The organism is Lysinibacillus parviboronicapiens (genome assembly GCF_003049575.1).
Taxonomy (GTDB): Bacteria; Bacillota; Bacilli; order Bacillales_A; family Planococcaceae; genus Lysinibacillus; species Lysinibacillus parviboronicapiens.
In genome coordinates this window covers 19,591-45,609 of the sequence record NZ_PYWI01000022.1, presented here as the reverse complement: position 1 = coordinate 45,609, position 26,019 = coordinate 19,591, and the positions used below count along the sequence as shown (strand labels likewise).

The 26,019-nt window shown below is 37.0% G+C and carries 25 protein-coding genes; 7 read left to right on the top strand and 18 right to left on the bottom strand.

What is annotated here, in order from left to right; genetic code table 11:
- Window positions 1-4: 4 nt before the first annotated feature.
- Window positions 5-1,462: a cardiolipin synthase gene (cls, locus tag C9J35_RS16980; protein ID WP_107925446.1), complete on the top strand. Its 1,458-nt coding sequence runs from the start codon at window positions 5-7 to the stop codon at window positions 1,460-1,462.
- A 63-nt stretch (window positions 1,463-1,525) separates the two neighbouring features.
- Here cls and C9J35_RS16975 read toward each other — a convergent pair whose 3' ends face one another.
- The 4 genes from C9J35_RS16975 to C9J35_RS16960 form a co-directional block, all read right to left on the bottom strand.
- Window positions 1,526-2,308 carry a M15 family metallopeptidase gene (locus C9J35_RS16975; protein ID WP_107925444.1) on the bottom strand — a complete coding sequence of 261 codons (783 nt, stop codon included), beginning with the start codon at window positions 2,306-2,308 and terminating at the stop codon, window positions 1,526-1,528.
- Between the two features lie 181 nt (window positions 2,309-2,489).
- Entirely contained in the window at window positions 2,490-2,738 is a 249-nt protein-coding gene (locus C9J35_RS16970) for a hypothetical protein (RefSeq protein WP_107925442.1), read from the bottom strand.
- Between the two features lie 55 nt (window positions 2,739-2,793).
- Entirely contained in the window at window positions 2,794-3,555 is a 762-nt protein-coding gene (gene yidC / locus C9J35_RS16965) for a membrane protein insertase YidC (RefSeq protein ID WP_054768242.1), read from the bottom strand.
- A 236-nt stretch (window positions 3,556-3,791) separates the two neighbouring features.
- A complete protein-coding gene (locus C9J35_RS16960) occupies window positions 3,792-4,586 on the bottom strand; it encodes a helix-turn-helix transcriptional regulator (RefSeq protein WP_107925440.1) in 795 nt (264 codons plus the stop codon).
- A gap of 502 nt (window positions 4,587-5,088) precedes the next feature.
- On the opposite strand from C9J35_RS16960, the gene C9J35_RS16955 reads away from it, so the two are divergent.
- The 3 genes from C9J35_RS16955 (at window position 5,089) to C9J35_RS16945 (ending at window position 8,988) form a co-directional block, all read left to right on the top strand.
- On the top strand, window positions 5,089-5,739 hold the full coding sequence (locus tag C9J35_RS16955) for a LytTR family DNA-binding domain-containing protein (RefSeq protein ID WP_107925438.1): 651 nt from the start codon (window positions 5,089-5,091) through the stop codon (window positions 5,737-5,739).
- Window positions 5,740-6,056: 317 nt separating this feature from the next.
- Window positions 6,057-7,577 carry a succinyl-CoA:acetate CoA-transferase ScpC gene (gene scpC, locus C9J35_RS16950; protein ID WP_107925436.1) on the top strand — a complete coding sequence of 507 codons (1,521 nt, stop codon included), beginning with the start codon at window positions 6,057-6,059 and terminating at the stop codon, window positions 7,575-7,577.
- 268 nt (window positions 7,578-7,845) lie between these two features.
- Window positions 7,846-8,988: an MFS transporter gene (locus C9J35_RS16945; protein WP_107925434.1), complete on the top strand. Its 1,143-nt coding sequence runs from the start codon at window positions 7,846-7,848 to the stop codon at window positions 8,986-8,988.
- A 16-nt stretch (window positions 8,989-9,004) separates the two neighbouring features.
- Here C9J35_RS16945 and C9J35_RS16940 read toward each other — a convergent pair whose 3' ends face one another.
- The 13 genes from C9J35_RS16940 to C9J35_RS16880 form a co-directional block, all read right to left on the bottom strand.
- Window positions 9,005-9,316: a YbyB family protein gene (locus C9J35_RS16940; protein WP_107925432.1), complete on the bottom strand. Its 312-nt coding sequence runs from the start codon at window positions 9,314-9,316 to the stop codon at window positions 9,005-9,007.
- Between the two features lie 73 nt (window positions 9,317-9,389).
- A complete protein-coding gene (locus C9J35_RS16935; RefSeq protein ID WP_054768241.1) occupies window positions 9,390-9,839 on the bottom strand; it encodes a GNAT family N-acetyltransferase in 450 nt (149 codons plus the stop codon).
- 386 nt (window positions 9,840-10,225) lie between these two features.
- Window positions 10,226-10,507 carry a GNAT family N-acetyltransferase gene (locus C9J35_RS16930; RefSeq protein WP_107925430.1) on the bottom strand — a complete coding sequence of 94 codons (282 nt, stop codon included), beginning with the start codon at window positions 10,505-10,507 and terminating at the stop codon, window positions 10,226-10,228.
- A gap of 190 nt (window positions 10,508-10,697) precedes the next feature.
- Entirely contained in the window at window positions 10,698-11,612 is a 915-nt protein-coding gene (locus C9J35_RS16925) for a DUF1002 domain-containing protein (protein WP_107925429.1), read from the bottom strand.
- Window positions 11,613-11,794: 182 nt separating this feature from the next.
- The gene (locus tag C9J35_RS16920) at window positions 11,795-12,652 is read right to left on the bottom strand and encodes a CvfB family protein (protein WP_107925427.1); all 858 of its coding nucleotides are present in this window, start codon (window positions 12,650-12,652) and stop codon (window positions 11,795-11,797) included.
- 127 nt (window positions 12,653-12,779) lie between these two features.
- Entirely contained in the window at window positions 12,780-13,199 is a 420-nt protein-coding gene (mntR, locus tag C9J35_RS16915; protein WP_010860342.1) for a transcriptional regulator MntR, read from the bottom strand.
- Between the two features lie 135 nt (window positions 13,200-13,334).
- A complete protein-coding gene (locus C9J35_RS16910; RefSeq protein WP_369122298.1) occupies window positions 13,335-13,616 on the bottom strand; it encodes a late competence development ComFB family protein in 282 nt (93 codons plus the stop codon).
- A gap of 161 nt (window positions 13,617-13,777) precedes the next feature.
- Window positions 13,778-15,907, bottom strand: a complete 2,130-nt coding sequence (locus C9J35_RS16905) for a heavy metal translocating P-type ATPase (RefSeq protein ID WP_107925425.1) — start codon at window positions 15,905-15,907, stop codon at window positions 13,778-13,780.
- Window positions 15,888-16,259, bottom strand: coding sequence for an ArsR/SmtB family transcription factor (locus tag C9J35_RS16900; RefSeq protein WP_054768238.1), 372 nt, complete (start codon window positions 16,257-16,259; stop codon window positions 15,888-15,890). Before C9J35_RS16900 ends, C9J35_RS16905 begins: the two co-directional genes overlap by 20 nt.
- A gap of 173 nt (window positions 16,260-16,432) precedes the next feature.
- Window positions 16,433-18,796 (bottom strand): penicillin acylase family protein, encoded by a 2,364-nt coding sequence (locus tag C9J35_RS16895; RefSeq protein ID WP_235616346.1) that lies wholly within the window; start codon window positions 18,794-18,796, stop codon window positions 16,433-16,435.
- A gap of 229 nt (window positions 18,797-19,025) precedes the next feature.
- Window positions 19,026-19,787 carry an exodeoxyribonuclease III gene (locus C9J35_RS16890; protein WP_107925421.1) on the bottom strand — a complete coding sequence of 254 codons (762 nt, stop codon included), beginning with the start codon at window positions 19,785-19,787 and terminating at the stop codon, window positions 19,026-19,028.
- Window positions 19,788-19,849: 62 nt separating this feature from the next.
- Window positions 19,850-20,764: a UDP-N-acetylmuramate dehydrogenase gene (murB, locus tag C9J35_RS16885; RefSeq protein WP_054768237.1), complete on the bottom strand. Its 915-nt coding sequence runs from the start codon at window positions 20,762-20,764 to the stop codon at window positions 19,850-19,852.
- Between the two features lie 272 nt (window positions 20,765-21,036).
- Window positions 21,037-21,342 carry a winged helix-turn-helix transcriptional regulator gene (locus tag C9J35_RS16880; RefSeq protein WP_054768236.1) on the bottom strand — a complete coding sequence of 102 codons (306 nt, stop codon included), beginning with the start codon at window positions 21,340-21,342 and terminating at the stop codon, window positions 21,037-21,039.
- A gap of 142 nt (window positions 21,343-21,484) precedes the next feature.
- Between C9J35_RS16880 and C9J35_RS16875 the strand changes: the two genes are divergently transcribed.
- The 3 genes from C9J35_RS16875 to C9J35_RS16865 all read left to right on the top strand — a co-directional run bounded on the left by C9J35_RS16875 (window position 21,485) and on the right by C9J35_RS16865 (window position 23,414).
- Window positions 21,485-22,348, top strand: a complete 864-nt coding sequence (locus C9J35_RS16875) for a VOC family protein (RefSeq protein WP_054768235.1) — start codon at window positions 21,485-21,487, stop codon at window positions 22,346-22,348.
- 139 nt (window positions 22,349-22,487) lie between these two features.
- On the top strand, window positions 22,488-22,928 hold the full coding sequence (locus C9J35_RS16870; RefSeq protein ID WP_235616345.1) for a YceI family protein: 441 nt from the start codon (window positions 22,488-22,490) through the stop codon (window positions 22,926-22,928).
- Between the two features lie 117 nt (window positions 22,929-23,045).
- Window positions 23,046-23,414: a DUF2500 domain-containing protein gene (locus tag C9J35_RS16865; protein WP_054768234.1), complete on the top strand. Its 369-nt coding sequence runs from the start codon at window positions 23,046-23,048 to the stop codon at window positions 23,412-23,414.
- Between the two features lie 23 nt (window positions 23,415-23,437).
- Here the strand turns inward: C9J35_RS16865 and C9J35_RS16860 are convergent, their stop codons facing one another.
- The gene (locus C9J35_RS16860) at window positions 23,438-25,801 is read right to left on the bottom strand and encodes a bifunctional 2',3'-cyclic-nucleotide 2'-phosphodiesterase/3'-nucleotidase (protein WP_107925419.1); all 2,364 of its coding nucleotides are present in this window, start codon (window positions 25,799-25,801) and stop codon (window positions 23,438-23,440) included.
- Window positions 25,802-26,019: the final 218 nt, after the last annotated feature.

Sequence of the window (26,019 nt, the reverse complement as noted above, 5' to 3'; positions counted from 1 at the left end):
AGGAATGAGCATTTTTACAGATGTAGAATATCTAGTACCTTTAATTTTATTCATTAATATTTTATCAGCAATGACTATTATTTTTTTAGAGCGTAAAGATGCTACTTCTACTTGGGCATGGATTCTAGTATTATTTTTCCTGCCGTTAGCTGGGTTCGTTTTATATTTATTGTTGGGACGGCAATTGCGAAAAAAGCATTTGTTCCGTTGGGAAGGTCGCAAGGATATTGGGATAGATACCCTTATAAATTATCAGAAAGAAACGATTCGGGACGATACATTTGAGTTTCGTATCGAGAATGCAGAAAATTATAAAGAAATGATTTATATGCATTTAAAAACAAATAATGCTGTACTTACACAGGATAACGACATTACAATTTTGGACGACGGTGCCGATAAGTTCGAGATGCTGCTAAAGGATATTGACGCAGCAAAAGATCATATCCACATTCAATATTATATTTTCCGTCTAGATGATTTAGGAACTCGTATTGTTAATGCACTTATAAAGAAGGCCAAACAGGGCGTGAAAGTCCGACTCTTATATGATGAAATGGGTTCACGTAATGTGAAAAAGCGCCATTTTAAAAATTTACTTAGTGCAGGCGGAGAAGTTGAAGTGTTTTTCCCATCTATTTTACCTCTGCTTAACCCGCGGTTAAATTTCCGAAATCACCGTAAAATTGCAGTCATCGATGGTCGAATTGGTTACATTGGTGGTTTTAATGTCGGAGATGAGTATCTGGGTTTACAAAAGAAATTTGGCTATTGGCGCGATACACATTTACGCATTGAGGGTAGCGCCGTGCATCCTTTACAAACACGCTTCTTATTGGACTGGAACCAGGCATGTGCACAACAAAAAATGGGTTATTCAGACCGCTATTTCCCGGCTATCCCCAAAAAAGGCGATGTTGGCTTACAAATCGTATCAAGTGGACCAGATTCCGATTGGGAACAAATCAAAATTGGTTATTTAAAACTTATTAATATGGCAAAAAAATACATCTATATTCAAACACCATACTTTATTCCAGATGTTAGTTTTTTAGATGCCATAAAAATTGCCACCCTTTCAGGCATTGATGTCCGTATCATGATACCGAACAAACCTGACCACATGTTTGTTTACTGGGCTACATACTCTTACGTAGGACAATTACTACGTGCGGGGGCAAAGGTTTATATTTATGAAAAAGGATTTATACATGCTAAAGCCATTATTATTGATGATGAAGCATCAACAGTAGGAACCGCAAATCTAGATGTTCGAAGTTTCAGCCTAAACTTCGAAGTGAATGCCTTCATTTATGATTCTAAAATTTCCCACCAATTAGCGGAGATCTTTGAAAAAGATATTTTCGACTGCACTGAATTAACATGGGAAATGTACAAAAATCGTTCGAGTTTAATCAAATTTAAAGAATCTATTTCACGTTTATTAACACCGATACTTTAAAGCAAAGTTTACCTGTATTTAAAAAGAGGTTATCTCGATTTCTATCGAGACAACCTCTTTCTATTATTTCACACCTAAGTATTCCTCTAATGTTATATTTTTCTTCTTAATTTCTTTAGCAATGTCGATGCCAACATATCGGAAATGCCACGATTCATACATGTAGCCGGTAATGTCTTCTTTATTTTGAGGGAATCGTAAAATAAAGCCGTATTCCTGAGCATTCTCCACTAACCATTTTCCTGCTGGTGTTTCACCGAATTCTTCAGTAAGCCATAAATCATCTTTACCCCGTTCACCAATATCAAAAGCTAAGCCTGTTTGATGTTCTGAATAGCCAGGACGCGCACTATAACGGTCTGCAGCAGCTTGTCCGTCACGATTGACATAGTTATTGTATAAAGTTGTTTGATATTCAAAAGAACGATAACCACTAAACGCTACTAAATCGAAGCCCTTTTGTTGCTTTGCAGCAGCTAGCATTTTTTCTAGTGCCTGACTTGCCTCTGGGTTTACATCAGGTGCAAAGGTCGATGGAAGCGGATAGATTTTATTTGCTAATAGAATACCGTCAATATATGTAGGCTCTGTTGGTAAGGTTTGGTTTGGTAAATAACCATTTTCGTCAGGTTGTTGCTCTGGTTGTTCAATTGGTTTTGTTGCATCATCTGTTGCTGGTTTATCCGTTACTGAAGTATCTTTTTTATTCGCCTCTGTTACTGATTGCTGCTCATCTGATGCCACATTTACTTGATTATTTTTATAGTAAACGACTACGAAAATAGATATGATTAACGCCGCTGATATTAAAGCACCAATGATGAGTGGTTGACGATTTTTTTTCACTGTATTAGCCCCTCTTTCATTTATCCTACACGAACGGGTTGTGAGGGCTCCCTACTTTAAAATAGATATTTAAAGTAGGAGCTCAAGCACCGTAACTCGATTAAAGCTTTACTTTATCTATATAGTTTTATTTTAACATTTATCACATTTTTAGGTATATCTTTTCGTCATATTTCTTTGCTTAGTCTGTAAGATTGATGAAAAGTACAACAATTGCTGCGATTGTAAAAAAGATAGCCATATACTTCATCCATTTTGCTTCTTTCACGTAACCCTGCTCTTTAAAACTCTTAGCTCGAAAACCATTTGATAATGCAAACATTATCGTCATTGCAAGTACGGCAAAATTAAAATTACCCATAATTACACAAACAATAGCCGCAATACTGAAAACAGCGACGAGAATAGATGATAACCACTTTGTGTTCATCCTGTTGACCCCCTAAAAAAATCGAGGCTACATAAGCGCCTCGACATACATTTTTTTATGATTTTGCTTTTTCGGGATGCTCCGAATAATATTTTCGTCCAATATAAGTTTGAATAATCAGTAACGCACCACTTACAGACCAATAAAGTGGTAAAGCTGCCATTGATGACATTGAGATAAAGACAATCATAATTGGAGAAATATAAATAAACAATTTCATCTGTGCTTTTTGCTGCTCTGGTACCGTCCATAGTGACACACGTGCTTGAACTAAATAAACAATACCCGCGATAATAGTCATAATAATATCTGGTGAACCTAAGCTAAACCATAAAAACATATGTGATTTCACATCGGCTGAATATAAAATCGAAAAGTAAAGACCCATGATGATTGGCATTTGGATTAACATCGGTAAGCAACCCATATTTAACGGATTAACACCATGTTTTGAATACAAGGCCATCATCTCTTGTTGGTACTGCATTTGTTCTTCTTTTGTCTTAGCTTCCTTCATCTTTTTCTGAACTTCTTCCATTTCAGGCTTGAAGGCATCCATTTTAGATTTCATTATTTGTTGCTGACGGTAGTTTTTCAACATAATCGGCATTAAGACTAAACGAATAAGCACTGTAATAGCAATAATCGCTAAACCATAACTACCTGAAAATATATCATTCCCGAAAAACTCAAGTAAAAATTCCATAGGCTTCACAAAAATACTATAGAAAAAGCCTTCTTTGTTCTGAACTGCTTGACAGCCACTAAGTACAAAAACTACAAGACCAAGCATTGATAATAGCTTTAAATTTTTCATTTTTCCACCTACTATTATTTTTCAACTAATGTCAAGTATACCTTATAAAGACTATCTTTATCAAATAGCAAGTGCTACTAATTCAATCCCTTCTAAGCATCAACATAAGCTTTCAACTACAGTTTTTATTAAAAAAAGATGCGAGCTTAGCATCGCTAACAAGGCCGCATCTCTTACTGTTTGTCAAATTTTGCATACAAGCTTCCTACAACGGTTTAAGACAATAACTCTAAATATTATATATTTTGAAGCTCTGACTCGGCCATTTCAAAACGATAAAATTCGTGATGTAATTCGTCGCGGAAATGCTTAGGCGTTACGCCTGTGTATTTTTTAAAAATACGCGTAAAATAGCTTTGGTTACAGAAGTGGAACTGATCTGAAATAGAAGTAATACTTTTATTTGTATGACGTAAATAGTATTGAGATTCCTCCACACGGCGAACATTTAAATATTCAACAAGTGTAATGCCCACATGTTCTCTAAAAATACGTGATAAATGGCTTGTACTTATATGGAAGTTATTTGCGATGCTCTCTACTGTTAAGTCATTCTCTAATTCATCGTTTATATACATTATCACCTTATTGACGGTCTGGTGACGGAAAGTCGGTTGCTTGCGATCTGCGATAAAATAGACAAAGAAATCAATTAAGTCATCGGCAAATTGTAAAAACTCTGCGTCTTTCATCTGATTTTCAATCATATCATTGCAGGCAATATTAAAGGCAAAAGCTTTCTTCGAAGGTACTTGATTGTCAAGTAATTTACGAGCAACAATCGACGACAAAACGGAAAAATAACTTCGAACAATTTTAATGACTTGCTTGCCAAAACGTATTGAAAGAATATCAATTAACTCATGCAAAGATTTCTTAGCCTTTGCAGATTCTAAATGATAAATTTCAAATATTAATTTCGACTCAATATTAAAAAATTCTTCCACACCGATGTATTGATTAATATTATCGATTTCTTGGAAGTATCTTTTTGATATCGTTTCTGACATTGAATGTTGATGTAGTTGCATAATCTTCCCCATCTTTCCTCAGAGTGCACGAATTACTTTACAATATTTGACACCATTTTACATAATGTTAAATAAGAAAATAGTATTTACTTTTTCTGGTATGATTTGAGTCCTATTTCACAAGTATATAATGACTATAACTTAAAAATAATCCAACTAAAACACCAGTCGTAATAAAAATAGACTATACAGAGGATTTTACCATATTCTGCGATTTCCTTTCAACCACATTTTGTTGTCTTCTCTAGTTCTTATTTATCACATAGGCATAGTAGAAACCTAGTAAACTTACTTAGACCCAATTAAATTTTACCATATCAATAACAAAAAAATTAGTAATTAATTAAAATTTGTTACATATTATGTAATAGAATTTCCACCTTTTTATTTCACATTCGACATTTCTCTATTTTATTCCTAAATCTTCTCTATATAATTTATAGGAATATGTAGTAAAATAGATGATAATACTATTTTTAAAAGTTCAAACGAGGTGTTAATAGTGGATCCAAAACAAATAGAAGAAATCATGGAGATTATTAAGGAGTTCTTCCCAGAGAATACTTCAATCGCAATCTCCGACACAAACGAATACTTGTATTACCAACCAAGCAAAAAAGTTGATTTAAAAATTAAGCCAGGTGACCCTATTAAAGAAGGTTCAGCTGCCCATAAAGCTCTAAGCTATGGACAAAAAATCAGCACTTACATCGAACCAGATGTATTTGGCGTTGCCTATTTCGGCATGAGTATCCCTTTAATGGAAGAAGGCGAAACAAAGGGTGCCATTACTGCCATCTTCCCACAAAAGCCATCAGCATTTTTAACAAATTACATCACGATCAAAATTGATGATTGCTGGTATCCAATCAAGCATGATCAAGTCATTTATCTAGAAACTCAGCTCCGAAAAACATTTGTTAAAACAATGGGACGTGAAGGTTATCACCGACTAAATTTAAGTGATCTTGAGCTATTTTTAGCACCTGATTCATTTATTCGATGCCACCGTTCATATATCGTCAATATCGACTACATTGATGAAATTCAACCAGATTCACATTCCACTTTCTTATTAATCATGAAAGACGGCACACGCATCCCAGTTAGCCAACGTTATGCGAGCTACTTCCGTCGATCTTTAGGGTTCTAAAATCTTAATAAATCCAGCGAGCATTTTACCTTATTAAATGCTTGCTGTTTTTTTATCTTTTTATTAAGAATATAATATCAACTCAAAATGGCTACTGCTATAATAAAACGTTTTCTCTGTCGAAAAAGCGTTCTTATGCTCGAAATTCCTTTTTTTAAACAGTTTAATGCTGTTTCTAAAGTAATTGTGACAGTTTGGTGATAGTATTATTCAAATGGTTGGTGCTATACTACAACTAAATAAACAGAAAATTCTTATAAGTTTTTTCTAGTTTTGTAATCGGTTTCCATCAAAACTTTTAGGGGAGGATTTTTTTAATGGATGCAATTGTTCAAAAACGTTTAGGTTTAAAAGAGCTTGAAAGTAAAATCGTTACAGCTGATGTAGCTGCAGCACTTATTTCTGACGGTGATGTAGTAGGTATGAGTGGTTTCACTCGTGCTGGGGACGCTAAAGTTGTTCCAATGGCATTAGTAGAGCGCGCTAAAAACGAAAAATTCAAAATTGATGTATATACAGGCGCTTCTTTAGGCCCTGAAGTAGATAAATATTTAGCTGAGGCTGGCGTTATCCGTAAACGCGGACCATTCCAAGGCGATGCAGGCATCCGCAACCTTATCAACTCTGGTGATATTCAATATGTAGATGCCCACCTTTCTCATAACGCTGAATTAGTTCGTCAAGGAATTATGGGTCCAATTAAATATTTAATTCTTGAAGCTGTTGCTATTACAGAAGACGGATTAATTATCCCTACAAACTCTGTAGGTAACTCACCTATTTTTGCTGAGTATGCTGAAAATATTATTGTCGAGTTAAACATCTCTCACCCAGAAGCTTTAATCGGTATACATGATATCTACGTACCTGCTGAGCAAGGTCAACGTGAAGCAATCCCAATGACTGATGCGACACAACGTATTGGCGAAATCGGTATCAAAGTAGATCCAGCAAAAATTAAAGCAATCGTTATTTCTGAAGAGCCAGATGCTCCTTCATTAATTGTTCCTCCAGATGAAGAAACACAAACAATGGCGAACATTTTATTAGACTTCTTCCGCGATGAAATTAAAGCTGGTCGTCTAACTAACAAATTAATGCCGTTACAATCTGGTGTAGGTTCTGTAGCAAACGCTGTACTTGATGGCTTTGCTGATTCAGAGTTTGAAGATTTAGTTGTTGCTTCTGAAGTACTTCAAGATGCAGTATTCAACTTAATTGATGCTGGTAAAGTTAAATTTGCTGCAGCTACTTCCATTACACTTACGGAAGAATTACAGAAAAAAGTTTACGGCAATTTAGAAAAATATGCTGATAAAATTTGCTTACGCCCACAAGAAATTTCTAACCACCCAGAGCTTATTCGTCGTTTGGGCTTAATCTCAATCAACACAGCCCTTGAATTAGATATCTATGGTAACGTAAACTCTACACATGTTTCAGGTACAAAAATGATGAACGGTATTGGTGGTTCTGGTGACTTCGCACGTAATGCGCGTCTTGGCATTTTCGTAACAAAATCATATGCTAAAGGTGGAGCGATTTCTTCAATCGTACCTATGGTTTCTCACGTAGATCACACTGAGCATGATGTTGATGTAATCGTTACTGAACAAGGTATTGCCGATCTACGTGGTCTTGCTCCAAAAGAGCGTGTTCAACTAATCATCAAAAACTGTGCTCATCCAGATTATAAAGAGCAATTATGGGATTACTACAACCGTGCTGTTGAAGCAACAGGTAACCAACAAACACCTCATATTTTAGAAGAGGCACTTTCTTGGCACGTAAATCTTACTAAAAACAAAACTATGAAAAAAGAAGTTGCAAAAGCTTAATTTACATTGTAACGCCTAATAAGTCATTTCGACTATTAGGCGTTCTTTTTTTGTCGAAAATGGTATAATGAAGTGAAACTTTCATCGGTGGGGATATATTTTCCCCACCGATTATTATTGAGCTCTACAAGATGTGGTGAATTTTTGTGTGTTCTTTTATCCAGTACTTACCGTGAACAAAATTTCCTCCAACTGCGTTGTGAAGTGAAAATATTAGTGTCCTTTGTACGGATAAACCACCAGGTCGTAATTTGTAACAGGAGGAGTTATGAAGAAATTTATCTATGTAATTATATTCTTTTCATTTTTTGACTTATTTACTCAGCTTCCTGTAATGAGTACATATGCAGAATCTTTAGGTGCCTCTGCCTTTTTAACGGGTTTGGCAGTGGGCATGTATTCCCTTTCTAATACATTCGGGAATATTATTTCTGGTTTTTTAACCGATCGTAAAGGACCGTTTGTGATTTTAGTTATCGGTCTTTTTACTACAGGACTCTCGTTAACACTTTATAATTTAGTAGCAGAACCTATTGCTCTACTAGCTGTACGTTTTGTACATGGGTTAGTAGCAGGTTTTATCGTCCCAGCGGCGTTTACATTCTTAGCTAATGCTACAGAACAAGAAAAACGTGGTAAAGGCAGTGCAATTTCAGGTGCCTTCGTTGGAATAGCCGCTATTATTGGTCCTGCATTTAGTGGTATTTTAGCAAGTCGAACAAGCGTACCTTTCGTTTTTAATATTTCAGCAAGCTGTATGCTACTTTTAGGTATTCTCGCCGTTTTTTTCTTAAAAGCAACTATAGGAAAAAAAGAAAAAACCGCACCGAGCACACATATACCCATTCGTGTTTTTTTTAATAACATTGGAACATTAAAAGCCTTTTCAGGAGCATTCTTTTTAATGTTTTCACAAGGCGTTATTGCCTACCTACTGCCATTAAAAGTACAGTCGTTAGGATTTGATTCTCGCTTAAGTGGGACACTTATGAGTGCTTTCGGCATTATTGCTGTTCTAGTATTTGTTCTTCCTACTAATCGAATTTTTGACAAAGTCGCCCCTGTTAAAACGTTATCACTTGGTATTAGTTTAATGGGTATAAGCCAAATACTTATCAGTCAGGCCGATTCCAGTACTTTACTTTATATCGCGATGGCTTGTTATGGTGTTGGCTTCGGCTTCTTATTTCCTTCTGTAAATTCGCTATTAATTGACTCCACGACAGTTGAAAGTCGAGGAAAAGCATATGGTTATTTTTATGCCTTTTTCTCATTAGGCGTTGTGCTGGGCTCCTCATTGCTAGGTTGGCTATCACTCGGCATTGTAAGTGGCTTTATTTTCACTGGAATAGTGTTAATAAGCTTTGCTGTGATTACACTTATTCCTAAAAGGAAACCTTCTCATAGTTAAATGAGAAGGCTTTTTCTTACTTTTCTTTTTCCTGAATTTCTTCGTTGTAAAAATGGACACCTGTATGTCCGCCACCTTCAGCAACCATTTCATTTGATGCTAATTTTGTTGGAGATGTCCCTGCTTCTGTCGCTACCTCAGTAGCTACACGTTCAGCGATTCTGTCATCCATATTAACATTTGATGTATTCAAATAAGATTCAAATTTTGATTTGGCACTACTTAACATATTCAATGCTTTATCACGGTTCTCTTTTTTACTTAAATAAGATGCTGCTAATCCTGCTAATCCTGCAAGTACAACACCCGTTCCTTTGCGTTTTGCCATTATAAATCCCTCCTAAAAATATAGAAACTGGCCTTATAACATATCTTTTCCCTATTTTAAGAGGTCTAAACATTTATTTTTCCGCCTTATATAACATATCAAGATGCGGCAAGCTATCATATATATAGGGCTCTGAGACTTGTTTGAAGCCAAATGAGCCATAAAAATCTTTTAAATATTCTTGCGCCTGAATAAAAATTTCTGAGCCTGGCCATTCTTTTTCGATTGTATTTATAGCTAACTGTATCATCTCCTTACCAAGCCCCGTGCCACGTACATCTTGCTTTGTGATAACACGACCTATCGATGTCATATCAAATTTTTCACCAGGTGGTAATAAACGTGCATACGCGAATAATTCTCCATTTTTAACATATGATATATGTATAGAGTTTTGATCATGATTATCTAAATCCTCATAGCATGTCTGTTGTTCAACAACAAAAACATTTACTCGTAGCTGTATAATTTTATACAATTCTTCCGTTGTTAATTCATTATACGTCTGTATTTTCCAAGACATTTTCTATCACTCTCCTACTCGATATTATCGCACAATTCTAACTATTTTTCGTTAACTAACTTTATTTTGTAATTTTTTATGATTATAAATAACAAACTAAGGGAATTAATTAATTATTACAATTAATAGGAGAGTGATTTACATGAAAGATTTAGACTTACTATACGATTGGGTAGACATGGCTTCATTATTGGGGGGCGCCGTTTTTTTAACATTGTTAATATATAGTGTAATTTTATTATAAGGAGCGTATTAAATGATTTCTGTAAAAGCTTAAAAGGCAATCCGCTTACTAGCACAAGGCTACTAGCAGATTGCCCTATTTTTTTATACTTTGATCGAACATGTCAGATAGTGATCGACAAGTGCGCTATGATAGCTTTACTTTATTGTTTAACATCATCATAGGCATCGGATTTTTCAAATGCTGCTACTACATAGGAACAAACTGCTTCCATTTTATAGTCGTTTTCACGTGCATAATCTGCTGCACGATCTAACAATTTTTTCGCCACCCCTTGACCACGGAGTTTGTCTGAAACATAGGTGTGATCCATTACCATCACTTGCCCATTTTGTTGCCAAGTAATCTCTGCTAACCTTTCCCCTTGCTGCTCATACACAAAAGCATGCTTGTTTGCTGTAACATTCTGTAATTGGAATTCCATTGCTCACCACTCCTTTATTTTCATAGTAACATAGCCTTTTGTTTTTTTACAAAGATAGTGAACATAGCTTACATTCGATTGGTACACACGTCTATCTTCTAAAAATAACGGCAAAGAAAGTTTTTACCGAATATGTTCATCTCCCATCAAAAAAAGCTCAACTGCCATTGACAGTGAGCTTTACTATTTTTTATTTAAACCAAGATGAAATAGATTCTTTTAAATTAGCGAAGAAATTTTTCACACTCGTCCAGAAGCCTTCATCTTCCATTAGTGCACCGAATTTTTCTTGTAACGTATTACTAATATCATTTAATTGATCTGACCATTTACTAAAATCAATATCAAGTTTACTAATTTTGTCCATCAAATCAATTAATAGTTGTCGATCCTTCTCGCTTAAATTTATTTCTAGCTTATTTAACTGCTCTTGCACGATTTTTTCAACATCTTCACGTGTTGCCGGTTTTAATTCTGCGATTTGTTTTTTTATTTCTGTTAGTAGTTCTGCCACCTTTGCATCATCGACACCCGAAGATTCGGCAAGAGAAGTTGCTACTGAAAGTTCTTCATTGGCAACGTCTGTGCGCTCAATATCTAATGTCTCGCCCGTTTTCACTTCATAAGCTTTATAAATCCCTACAAGTGCTGAATGACCAGTTACAGCCTTTGGCGCAGCTACCTGTACCGTAGCATCTTCGATACCCGCTGTCAGCATCGCATTTGCATACATTTCAGATGTTACTTGTGTAATATTTGAAGGTGTAACAATCTCTATCACTAAGCCCTTCCCAGCATCCTTACGAGTAATTTTTGCAGAAGAATACATGCGTGAACTTGAATTACTATCTTTAATGTATTTAGTTAAGTCTTCCCCAGATACTGTAATCTCTTCAATTTCAGGTTCTTCACTTACTTTTAAAGACTTTTTAACAGATTCTTTTTCTGTCTCTGATAAGTTTGCACCATATACCACAATTGGCACGCCTAGTTTTTCATCTATTGCTTTTGTTGTCGAATTATCGGCCGCAAATCCTGTTGCTGGTGCCATCACACCAAATACTAACATAGTAGCAGTTAGTACTTTCACCCATGTTTTTTTCAAATTGTGTGACCCCTTTCACTAGATAAATCATTTAGCCTGTATAATGTATGTCACTATACAACTATTAGTACGAAAAAATGACGAGAAGGTTTCAAGCAGTCTCTCGTCATTCGTGTGATATCCATTGTGGACTATTAGATGACGTCTCACTTTTGCCACCTCAAACTAATCAAGGAAAGAAGTTAAATTTCTTCTGTCCAGCCGTTTTGTTGTTTGATTTTACCGGCTTTCATAAGTGTACCTAGAGCTCGTTTAAATGCCGCTTTACTCATATGGAACATTTCTTGTATTTCTTCCGGTGAAGACTTATCACCAAATGGCATTTTGCCACCGACATCTTGTAAATAGCTTAAAATCTGTTGTGCATCTCCAGTAATGCGTTCATGTTTACGTGGTAAAAGTGAACCGTTCATGGAGCCGTCCTCTTTTACGTCAATAATACGTACATCTATATCTTGTCCAAGACGAGGTTCTGCATAACGCTCAGATTCATGGACGAAAATGCGATACGGGGCTTCCACACCTAGTAAAAATGAACCTACTGGCAATAAACGATATGGTCGCGCTTTAATATTTTTATTGTGCATATCTTCAAATGCGCCTTCATATAGCTCCAGAATTTTTTCTTCCGTTGCTAGACGTCCAAATAAATCTCCGTTACGATCTGTGCGCAATGTCATAAATAAATGGTCGCCCACTGCTGGCCAAACCTCTTTAATGGCAGGTAAATCCTCCGCTTTTACAAGCACTTCACGTGATGTTCCAATATCAACAAAAGCTCCTTCACGTTCCACTACGCGTAATACGCGTGCCCAGCCATACTCGCCTTGTGCAAACGTTGGAATAGCAGTTGTAGCAGCTAAATCTCCACGACGATCCGTAAACAAAAATACTTGAAGGCAATCACCTACAGCAAGTGGTTCTGTGACCTCTGAAGCATTTAATGGTAGTTCCGCTTCTCCATTCGTTAAGATCCATTTCGATGCTTGTTGCTCTAATACAGTTAATGTTACAACTTCACCTGATTTTAATTCGTTCATAATGTCTTCCTTTCCTTCACACCATCATTTTCGCAAAATATTGTACTCCGAACTACTATTGTCCTCAGACACTCACTCTAATACAACAGTTAGTACGCGCAACCTATAGTGTCACAGTAATGTAGCACTATAGGTTGTGCTGTGATCTAGATGCCTCTAATTTTTTTGCGATGTCTGGATTTTCTTCCATTACTTGCACAAGATCAGCAATTCGATCGATTGAATTCCAACTAAGATGGTGCTCAATTCCTTCTACATCATTGTAAATACGTTCTTCATCTACACCAATGATTCGTAAAAATTGCTCTAGCAGTTCATGGCGTTGTACAAGACGTTTTCCAAGCTTTTCACCTTTTGGCGTCAATGTAAGGCCACGATATTTTTCATAAACTAAATAGCCATCTTTATCTAATTTTTGAACCATTTTCGTAACAGAAGAAGGAAGAACAGATAATGCTTCCGCTATGTCAGACACACGAGCATAACCTTTATTAGCGATTAATAAATATATTTGTTCGATATGGTCCTCCATACTTGGTGTTGGCATATCCTATTCCCTCTCTTTCGTTTTCTTACTCTCTAGTTTACTACAAGCTTGCCTTAAAAGTTAACTGAAAATACATAACGACAGCAATCATTGTCATTACGCATAAAAAGAGCCGACCTCTTATAGAAGTGGGCTCTACTTATGCCGAGGATACTTATTCACTACATGTAATGCACGAATAATCTCTCTGTTGACCAGCTCGATATTTTCAGGTGTATTCATTGTTCTAAAAGCTTCATCGCGTGCGTCCATAGATGTAACATACTTACTAGGCAAAGCATTTAAAGCGATTGCAACTGTGTCTAACTCACAGATTTCACATTTACAAAATGTTTGATATTCTGGTCCTCGTAAAAGAAAACTTACTAAGCCACGTACAATTTCCTCTGTAACATTTACTAAAATAGGTTCTGACATATACAACTTTCGCCTCATTTATAATTAATTGTTACATTGTCCTCAACATATATTAGCACTAAATAAGGGCTTTTTCAAGAATCGCTAGTAGCATGAATATCAACAATAATTACTAATTCAAAGTGGTAGTTTTTTCCCAGAAAGCATTAAATTTAATCTTTTTAACTGTATTTTTTTGTGGTAATTAGTCTTAATGAGTTGAAAACAACAAGCAATGTCGCGCCCATATCTGCAAAAATGGCGATCCATAATGTTAACCAACCTGGGATAACGAGTAATAAAGCAATCAATTTTAATGCCAGTGCAAAAATGATATTTTCTTGTATAATGCGTAATGTTTTTCTACTTAAACCAATTGTATAAGGTAATTTCGTTAAGTCATCACCCATTAAAGCAATATCTGCGGTTTCCAAAGCTGCATCTGTACCCGCACCACCCATGGCAATCCCGACACTTGCTGATGCTAAGGCTGGTGCATCATTCACACCATCCCCAACCATAGCAACGGCTCCATACTGCGTACGTAATTCTTTAATTGCTGTTAATTTTTCCGCTGGTAATAACCCTGCTCTTACATCACTCATATTAAGGGAAGTAGCAATAGCTTCTGCGGTAAGTTTGGCATCTCCTGTTAACATAACAGTATGCTTCACTTTTAATGCTGTTAGGTTTTGCAGTACACTTTTACTTTCCTTACGTAATTGGTCAGCAATTCCGATAATACCGATTAATTGCGTGTCACTTACAGCTGCCACAACTGTTTTTCCTTGTGCCTGCAATTGATCGACTTGTTCTTTAATTACTTCATCCACTGAAGTTAAAGTGGAAATCCATTTTAAACTTCCGACAGAAACCTTTTTGCCCTCAACTGTTGCAAAAGCCCCTTTTCCTGTCACTGATTGGAAATTGGTCGGCACAAACTCAGCTAAACCTTTTTCATGTAATGCAGTTAATATTGCTTTCGCTAGCGGATGCTGTGATTGCTTTTCAACGGCTGCCACAAGTTGCAACACCATATCCTCTGACATATTACTCTGCGTGTATATATCTGTTATTTCTGGTTTACCCTTTGTTAACGTACCTGTTTTATCAAAGGCCACAGCTTCAATATGACCTAATTGCTCTAAATGGATGCCACCTTTAATGAGCACACCCTGTCTTGCTGCATTGCCGATCGCTGTAACGATAGCAACTGGTGTTGAGACAACAAGCGCACAAGGGCAGCCAACAACCAATACAGCTAAACCTTGATAGATCCAATGCTGCCAATCTCCTATAAACAATGGTGGAATAACTGCAACAAGTAAGGCAACTATCATAATGGCAGGTGTATAGTATTTGGCAAAACGATCCACAAATTGCTGTGATGGTGCTTTTTCTGCCTGTGCTTCTTCTACGAGGTGAATGATTTTAGCAATAGTTGTATCCTCCACACGTTTTGTAACTCGGACTTCGAGTGCACCTTCCTCATTCAATGTTCCCGCAAATACTTCGTCATCTATAGTTTTATTAACAGGTATCGATTCACCTGTGATAGCGGCTTGATTAACTGCCGACAATCCACTTACTACAATCCCGTCCATAGCGATTTTCTGACCAGGTTTGACAATTAAAATATCGCCAATTTCAATTTCTTCAGTCGGCACTTCCATTTCATGAAAATGCTCACCGTGAGCCCGTTTAATAGTTGCTGTTGAAGGGGCAATATCCATAAGTTGTCGAATTGATTGACGTGCTTTATCCATTGAATATGCCTCAAGAGCTTCACTCACTGCAAATAAAAAGACAACAACTGCCGCTTCTTCCCATTCACCAATAATTGCAGCTCCTATTACGGCAATCGTCATCAGCGTTTTCATATCAAATTCAAAGCGTGCTAGATTACGGAATCCTGTTTTAAAAATTCCAACTCCACCTACTAAAATTGCTACGATAAACATGCCAATTGCAAAAGGATCTGTTTCTCCACGCATTGTCACCAATACATAGCCAAGGATTACAAATAACAAGGCAATTCCAGCTAAAATGTTTTCTGTTTTTTTATAAAATGGTGTTGATTTTTCAATTGTGCTTTTTGGGGATTGTGATACTTTAATACCGTCAAAAGCACCTGCTTCTTCAATTTGATTGACATCTACCTTACCGATTACTGTTATTTTAGAGGCACCAAAATTAACTTGTGCATCTTGTACCTCCGGAATAGCTTTCACATTTTTCTCAAATTTTGCTGCACAGCTGGCACAGGATAAGTTTTGCAAACGATACTCTTGCTTAGTTGGCGCTGTTGTCATCGTCAATCCCCTCTTTCGCATGTTCATAAGCAATCGTGACAATTTGGTATACGTGTTCATCGGCTAAAGAGTAATACATTTGCTTTCCTTTTCGATGCGATTTCGCTAGACTATTATCTTTCAAATAGCGTAAATGATGCGATGCTGTTGCGACAGATGATCCGATAATTGTGGCGACATCACAGACACATAATGCATCTTCTACTGTTAAAGCATAGGCAATTTTCAGTCTAGTTTCGTCAGACAAAGCCTTTAAAAACTTTGCTACACCCGATAAATCTGGCATTTGTTGTTGTACCTTCATGACCGCTTGCTCATTTACATGCGTTACTTCACATATTTCTTTCGGCATTTCCTCACCTCATTCAAATGTTCGTTTGATTGTTTTCAATATATCATAGTACTTCATCTTATTCAAATGGACATTTGAATGAGTATGATTGCTATCACGTAATTATATTTAGATTTATATTCGGACTCTTACAACAACAAACAGCACACAAAATAGTGTGCTGTTTTTCCTTATTATTGTGCCTTTAATAATAATGTCTTCCCTTTAATTTCATCTTTCTTGACAAAAGTTTCATGATAATTCCCGTTAGCCCAGTCCTCCACTTGGTCTTGATACCACTTCGATTTCACATGGCCACTCTGTCCTGGCCCGACAATATGATAGGCCGAGCTCAAATCACCTACATCTGCTACAAATCGCCAGGATGCTCCATGATCTACATAGCCATCCATATCATCGTCGGCTGCTTGTACAGTTACTTTCGAACCGCCAATGGGTACCTTTTTTGCATTAAAATATGCCGCCAGTATTGGTGATGCACTTCCTAGTGTGTGATTAAAAGTGAGTTGATGGAAATCTCCCCATTGCCACTTAGAGGGCTCCGATCCAAAACGATCCTCAATTAGTGCGATAGAGCGCTCTAATGCTTCATATACTGCTGCATCTACACCACCCTGTTGTTCAATCCAAATGCTGCTCTCACCTGCATATGCTTTTCGCAGTAGCTGATCCGTTATATTGTATTTACCATCCATTAGCTTATACATATCTAGAGGCATTTCATCTTTAAAGAGAACTTCCTGCAATTGTTCCATTAGCGTATGAAAAACAAGCGGTGCGCCAGAATCTTTTGCATCCACCATATCCCAATTCTCTAATAGGGTGATGACTTCTGCATACTTTCCATCCTTATCCTTTGCTTTCAATGAAGATAATAAATTTGGTAAAAACTCGCGTGCATACAAATTATGCTGATCCATTTGTAACTGCATCATATCTTCTACTGTTAGTGAATCATTGGCTTCTAACACTTCTTTAATACGCTCGTAGCGATATGGCTGTGCCCAGAAATCCGTTATATGATACGGATATTCTTCGCCAATTACCTCATTATTCGCAGTCGCAATAAATCCTTCCTTTGGGTTTACGACTGTCGGTAGTTCATCCCATGGGATAAAACCTTCCCAGCCATAGTCACTTGAATCTCCAGGTACTGGTAACTGCCCTTCTCCCTGCTTACGAATCGGAATTTGGCCGTTTGCTTTATAGGCAATCGTGCCATCCTTGGATGCAAAGACAAAGTTTTGCGCCGGTGCTTTAAAATCTTCTAAAGCCTTTTCAAAGTCACCCCATGAATTTGCCTTATTAAAGCCAAGTATTGCTCGCAGTTCTGCTGTGGATTGAAGCGCTGTCCACTGCATCGAAAACTGTGCTGGTGGTTCAGTATCCTTAAACGCTAAATCAGTCATAATTGGCCCGTGTCTAGTTACAACTACATCAAAACCAATTGTTTTTCCATCCTTCACTTTAATTGATTCATTTCTCACTTCAGCCTGCTCCCACTCACCATCATATCGGAACTGTGTAGGATTATCTGGATTTGGAATTTCAATATACAAATCCTGTACATCTGGTCCTACATTGGTAACCCCCCAAGCGATATCATCGTTATGACCTAGAATAATGCCAGGAATGCCTGCAAATATAACACCGCTAACATTTTGTGCAGGTGACTGAAGATGCATTTGATACCAAATAGACGGCGTGCTTAAACCTAAGTGTGGATCATCGGCTAAAATTGGAAAGCCTGATTTTGTTTTATCGCCCGATACAACCCAGTTATTACTGCCATTAAATTCATTTGGCAATAGGTCTGCGTTAAATTGACCCGCTACCGCTACAGGATTCTCTATGTTTGACTCAATAATTGAAGACGCGTTGTCAGGATATTTTATAAATAATTCCTTTGCCTTTTCTTCATCGAAATTTTGTAAAGCCCAGTGACGGAAAGCCAACGTATTCCAATTGCCCCCTAAATCGTATGCCATATATTTCCCAATCGTCAGAGAGTCTACAACAGACCACTCTTCCGGCTCATATCCTAGTAATGCGAATTCATAGCTTAATGTATTATGTTCCTTTGCCTGCGTAATAAAAGCATTTACTCCTTCTGCAAACCATTCAAGTACCTGCTTACTTTCCGCATCATATGCAACTAACGATTTTTCTGCTGCATCGCGTAAACTAAACGTAAGAAAATGTTTATCCGTACTAATGGTTGCCTCACCAATAACTTCTGATAATCGACCACTTGCCTGTCTGCGTGCTAAATCCATTTGAAACAGTCGATCTTGAGCCTGAATGTAACCTTGTGCACGATATAAATCCGCATCTGTCTCCGCTAATATATGTGGAACCCCTTTATCATCCCTAGTAACAGTAACATCCTGATCAAGCACACTTACTGCAAGATCCCCATCAATAACGGGCCTTGATTTATTCATAAACCAAGTAAAGCCAATAAAGACTACTATTAATGCAATTGCTAAAAAGCCAACTACCCCAACGAGCCTCTTTTTCCATCTCTTTTTTTTCACAACTACTAACCCCCTCTTAAGCAATATATTCTTTATCTAGCTTTACAAACCCTTTCCTAGCAGACATAATAACTGAAATTTTTAGCGAAATTCGGTGTTTTATCAGCGAAAAATCACTTTTTCATCGAAATTCAATATTTCGTTGTGCACAAACCATTAGTAAAAATCATTCCTCGTGCTATAGCACTATGTAAAAAATCGTACCTCCAGTGAGAGGTACGATTTCTGCTTAGTTTTTAATGTCGAGTTGTAATTCAATGGGACAATGATCACTGCCTAAAATATGGGTATGAATTGTCGCTACGTCAACATGCTCTTTCAATCGCTCGGATACAATAAAATAATCAATACGCCAACCAATATTTCGCTCACGTACTTTATTCATATAGGACCACCATGTGTAATGGTCTGTCTCATCCGGATGCTTGTGGCGGAAAGTATCGATAAACCCACTTGCTAAAAGCTCAGTCATCTTAGTACGTTCTTCATATGTAAAACCAGAATTCCCAATATTCGATTTTGCATTTTTTAAATCTATCTCTGTATGCGCAACATTCAAATCCCCACAGTACACAATGGGCTTTTTCGCATCGAGTTCTTTTAAATACAAAGCTAAACGATCCTCCCAATCTAGGCGTATCGGCAATCTCGCTAAATCTCGCTGGGAATTTGGTGTATAGACGTTAACTAAATAAAAGTTTTCATATTCTAACGTAATAATGCGGCCCTCGTCCTGTGATGTCTCTTCACCGACACCATAATGTACTGAAAGAGGTGTATGTTTTGTGAAGACAGCTGTACCTGAATAGCCCTTCTTCACAGCATAATTCCAATATTGTTGATAACCTTCAAGTGAAAGCTCTACTTGTCCCGCTTGACATTTCGATTCCTGAATACAGAAAAAATCTGCATCTACCTCATGAAAAAAATCTAAAAAGCCTTTACTCACGCAAGCGCGGATTCCATTGACATTCCATGATAGAAACTTCATAGTTTTTCACACCCCTAAAAAACGCTCCTCGCCATTAGCGAAGAGCGCCATTTGTCATTTACTTATAATTCATCGCCGACTATTTTCACTTCGGTTTCTAAGTCAATACCATATTTTTCTTTGACAACTCGCTGCACCATTTGAATGGTTGCAATGTAATCGGTGGCCGTGGCATTGCCTTTATTAACAATAAAGCCTGCATGCTTAGTTGATACTTCTGCTCCACCTACACCTTTTCCTTGCAGGCCACTATCCTGTATTAGCTTGCCTGCAAAATGACCAGGAGGACGTTTAAAGACACTACCCGCAGATGGGTATTCTAGCGGTTGTTTAGATTCCCGTTGGTACGTTAAATCAGCAATTTTGGCATCAATTTCTTCCTGTACGCCTTGAGTTAGCTGAAATTCCGATGACAGAACATAATAGCCCTTCTTCGCAATGATACTTTGACGATAGCCGAGCTCCAACTCTTCTTTCGATAATATCAAAATCTCCCCTTCTTTTGTTAAAACTTTAGAAGAAATAATAATATCCTTTATCTCGCCACCATATGCACCAGCATTCATAGCCATAGCTCCACCGATAGAGCCAGGAATACCACATGCAAATTCAAATCCTGTTAGGCATGCCGTGGCAGCCAGCTTCGATACATCCTTAATGAGTGCCCCACTTTGTGCATATACATAATCACCGTTAATATGAATTTCATCTAGATGTGCAAATGTCACAACTATTCCTCGTAAGCCGCCATCACGAACGACCATATTGGAGCCATTACCTAGCATTAATAATGGAATTTTATTTGTATGCGCATAGCGAATAACTGCTGCCGCTTCGTCTTCCGTTTCAGGTAGAACAAAAACATCCGCCTTGCCACCTAATTTTGTCATTGTATATTGTTGTAACGATTCGTCTAACTTAATATTGGCTGGATTAATATTTTGCGCTAAATCCTTCGCCCATTGTTCTTTAGTCATGAGAGCTAATTCCTTTCTAACGTCCTTCTTACTCTACACTAGTATGGATTTAGAACCTCGATTTGACAAGTAAAATGAAGGGTATTTTTCCCGCATTAACGGGCAGTACGCTAATCTTTTGCAAAAGTGTTTTATATTATCTAAAAATCCGCGGCCATTCTAAATGCCCGAGTAAAGGAACACTTACTAAAATTCATCACTTCCTGTGGTGAACGTAAGTGTAACCTGCTTCCTGCAAGCCTCAACTAACCAGCAAGGATGGAAGTTTCACTTTATAACCAGCCTGTTGCCCAAGTTTCAATATTACGGATAGCACCTTCTAGTGCTTGACCTTTTTCTGTTAATGAATATTCTACACGCACAGGCACCTCTGAATATACTTTTCGTTCAACGAGCCCTTCCTTTTCAAGCTCCTTTAAACGTTCTGATAATAAACGACCACTTACAGGTAAAGCAGACTCAATTTCATTGAAGCGCTGTGGTCCGTCTAATAATTGATATAAGATTAGCCCTGTCCAGCGTTTCCCGATTAAATCCATTGCCTTAGCTAAACGAGGACATAAAGTTGTCTCATTCATATTTTTCACCTCTTATGTATTCTATTGTACTGATTATTTAAGCAAAAGTAAATTTTAAGTAACTTATTTACTTGACGTAATTTGTTTACCATTTTATATTTAATTACAAAAAGTAACTTATGATCTGGAGGATTTTTCTTAAATGGCATTCAAAATTGCTAATACATTAGAGCTTGAGCATTTACACTTACTTGTACAGTCATTAGATGTAATGACTGATTTTTATAACACACTTGGTTTACAAATACTTAATAGAACTACCAATCAAGTGGAATTTGCTAATCCCGGCAATACAAAACCTATTTTAATATTGTCATCTAATGAAAAAGTGTCGCTTCGTCCACCACATACCACAGGTCTATTTCACTTTGCCATTTTAGTACCGACACGTGAAGACTTAGCATATGTGATTGGCAATTTATTAAACTTAGCCATACCTATAACTGGTGCTGGTGATCATATTTATTCAGAAGCTTTTTATTTGAATGATCCGGAAGGTAACGGCATAGAAATCTATCGTGATCGCCCTCGTTCTGAATGGCTAAGTGATGGTAAGGGTGGACTAATTACAGGAACCGAGGCAGTCGATATAGAAGGTGTAATGGCTCTATATGACAATCTGCGTCTATGGACAGGTTTCCCTAAAGGAACTGCATTAGGTCATATACACTTAAATGTTAGCATTATAAATGATGCAACAACTTACTTCTATATAGATGCACTTGGTTTAGACATTATGACTAACTTTCATGATAGTGCACTATTCCTTTCCGCTGGCGGCTATCATCACCATATTGCGGTCAATACCTGGCAAGGAGTCGGTGCATCACTACCACCACAACAAACAACAGGCTTACTGAGCTACACGCTTTCACTTTCTTCACAAGAAGAATTACAACAGCTTATAGCTAATCTACAGGCACATCAAGTTCCACATACATTGGAAAATGGTCGCTTATGTGTTTTAGATTTTAATCAGGATGCTATGAATTTTTACATTCGTTAGTATTTGTAATGATTATAAATATTCACAAAGCCCACTATATTCAGTAACAGTTTTTCTAATATTTACTAAAAACTCATTGAACTAACAAATTATTTAATTTATCATTCGTGTAAGATGCTGTTGTTAGGAGGACCTTCCAATGAAAAAATATGCGATTGATTATAGTCACTCAACAATTGGTTTTTCTGTTCGACATATGATGATATCACAAATTCATGGAACATTTGAATCTTATCATGCTGAATTTACCGTGTCAGATATCGAACAAATGCAAGATGCAAAGATATCATTCTCGATAATTGTTGCTAGTGTCTCAACCAAAAATTTTGATCGTGATGTTCATCTTGTATCACCTGATTTCTTTGATGCTGATGTCTATCCAAAAATTCATTTTGAGTCTACATACATTGAAAAGCTCGAAAATAATATATTTGCTATTCATGGAGATTTAACTATTAAAAACATTACGAAGCCCGTCATATTCACAACCATGTATGTTGGCCGTGGTATGAACCCATGGTCACAAGAAGTATATGGTTTTCAGGCAAGATCAAAAATTGACCGCAGAGATTTTGTATAATACACTCCTTGAAACAGGTGGTGTATTAATCAGTGATGAAATTGAAATAGTAGTAGACCTTGAAATAAATCCAGTTTAACAATTTGCTCTATCACATCATGGATTTGGAGGTTATAAATGTTTTGGGCTGATAGCTTTCATTTCGAATCGATTTTCATCTCTGTAATCTTTATCATTGTCTTCGGTACATTTGCATTTGTCATGATTAATGGGATTACACAATGGGCTAAAAATAACGCAGCCCCAGTATTAACCGTGCCAGCAAAAATCGTAACAAAGCGTACAAATACAAGGGGCGGTAGTGGCAATTCTGCAGCTCATACAACTTATTATGTAACTTTTGAAGTTCAAAATGGTGACCGTATAGAATTACAGCTAAATGGACGTAAATATGGGCAGTTGGCAGACGGCGACTTTGGTTTACTTACATTTCAAGGCACGCGTTTTCAAATATTTGAGCGACACAAAAAGGAGAGTAGCGAATAATATCGCACTCTCCTCTTTCATCGTTATTTAATTAAATATTTCCCAAATCCAGCATCCTCTGTATCACCAAGATATTCTATATTGCTACCAGCTGGAATGACCTTTTGTGCATCCTTTGCAGAAAGGTAAATAACCTTTGTATTCGCTGGGAATGGTGCAAATGACCAGTTGTTGTCCGCAGCAGGATTAATTGTTTTATTTGTCATGATGTAGTCAATCACTGCTTGACGATTTTCATAGGCATAGTTTGTTACATTGGAGCCGTCGGTATTTTTAAATGTAGCTCCGTAAGAGCCGCCTACACGATAGTTGTTCGTAATGATGATAAACTCTTGATTTACATCAATTGGTTTACCGTTGTATTGTACATCTTTAATACGATTCGCTTTTTCGTCCACTAAATTACCACGACGATCGTATTTTGCAGGCGATGTCACATCAATTTGATATGTTAAACCGTCTAATACGTCGAAATTGTAAGAACGTGCTTCTGCGTCAATGATATTTTGTTCTTCTGTTTTATTCGGTTCAATTGTTGAGAAAATACCCGCAGCCATTTCTAACCACTCGATTGCTTGTGCACCCGTAACTTTGATAGTTGCTACAGTGTTGTCATAATGATAAATATCTGCCATGTTCTTAATGGCAAGTGGCCCTACAGGAATATTTGTGTAGTCCGCAGGATTATTTCGAGAGCCCGCCTTGAAAGGTGCACCAGCAGAAAGGATTGGTGTGTTTTCATCAGCTGTACCCTTTAATTCTTTTTCAATATACCATTTTTGTGCTTGTGTTACGATTTGAATAGAAGGATCATCTTGAACCATAGAGAAATAGCTGTGGATTGGTGCAGTTGTCTCACCAACAGCTTGGCGAATATACGTTAACGTACCTTCGTGTGCTTCTTTAATAGCATTTAACACTGTTTGAGATGGTTGTAACCCTTCTTGTTTGATAGAACGAAGTGTCCCTTGTCCATCTACTACCACCCATTCAGAGCCTTTTTGCTCTAATTTCAGGTCAATAACACCAAGATGACTACCATAACTTCCTGCCATTACTGTAGGAACACCGTTAATCGTTCCTTTTTCTTGATCAACATTTTTAAGGTCTTTATAATCACCAGGGAATGTTAGATGTGAGTGACCTGTTATTAAAGCATCGATGCCTTCAATATTAGCAATTTGGTACCCAACATTTTCTGCACCCGCTACATAAGAATCTTCACCAATACCTGAGTGTGAAAGTACGACAATCACATCTGCCCCTGCTTTTTGCATTTCTGGCACTACCTCTTTAATTGCCTCCACAGGTTCTTGCATCTCTACCTTACCTGCTAGATGAATGGCATCCCACTCAACAATTTTTGTAGGTACGATTCCAGTTACGCCCACTTTAATAGTGTGTTTTTTACCTGCGTTATCTAACACTTCTTTATCCATAATTACGTATGGTGTGTACATATGCTCTTTTGTTTTTGCGTCATACGCATTTGCATTAACGACTGGATATTTCGCATCATTTAATACTTCACTTAAGAAATCTAATCCATAGTTGAATTCGTGATTCCCTAAAGTCCCACCATCATATTGCAATGCATTTAGCGCTGCAATAGCTGGATGAACCTCACCTGGTTTTAAGACGTTTTCTAACGCTTTATATGAACCAAGTGGCGTTCCTTGAATTAAATCACCATTATCAAATAATAATGTATTTGGGTTTTCTGCTCGCGCTTGCTCTATTAAGGTTGCAGTGTTTGCTAACCCAACATCAGCGGAATCGGCATCTAAAAAATAATTATAGTTTGCTAAGTTCGTATGAATATCAGTGGTACCTAAAATTTGAAGATCTACTGTCGTTTCCTTCACTGGCACTTTGTATGCTGCTACAAAGCGTTCTACAATACTTTGCATTTGTTCAGTTGTTATATAGTCACGTGGACGAATCGTATTGTCTTCGAAACCTTGTAATATATTTGCTGCGACTGCATTTGCAAGGTCTTGTCTATGTGTCTCAGCAATCTTATCTGCATCCTTGAAGTTATTTAACACTGTCAACGAGGCTTTTTCAGTGACTAGACCGCGTGCAGATATAACAAATGCTTGCTGACGTGTTAATTTATCGTTCGGATCAAAAATTGTAGTTGTTTTACCTTTGATAAGCTTTAATTCTAATGCTTTTTCTACATAAGGAGCTAAGTCCTTTGGTACATCAGTAAAAGTAAGTGTAGAACCATCACCAAGCTCGACATTCAAGCTTTCTACTAATTCTTTCACGAAGTCCCCACGTGTCACATCATTCGATGTAGCATTGGCAGATAGTCCCACAGGGAAAACTGTGAAGAGAATTAGTAACATTGCTAAAAGATTAGTAATTAATTTCTTATTCATGTAACGACCCCCTTATAAATCTAATATTTTCCTACGTTTCTATTATATTATACTAATCTGTGATTTAACTGAATATTTAGACCTAATTGTATGTACTTTTAAACTAATAGCACAACACTTTACTAATATATAATATATATTTATCATCTATGAACTATTCACAGCCACGTGATGTTATTTTATGTAAAATCCAATTAACTGACTAGGGACAATACGTC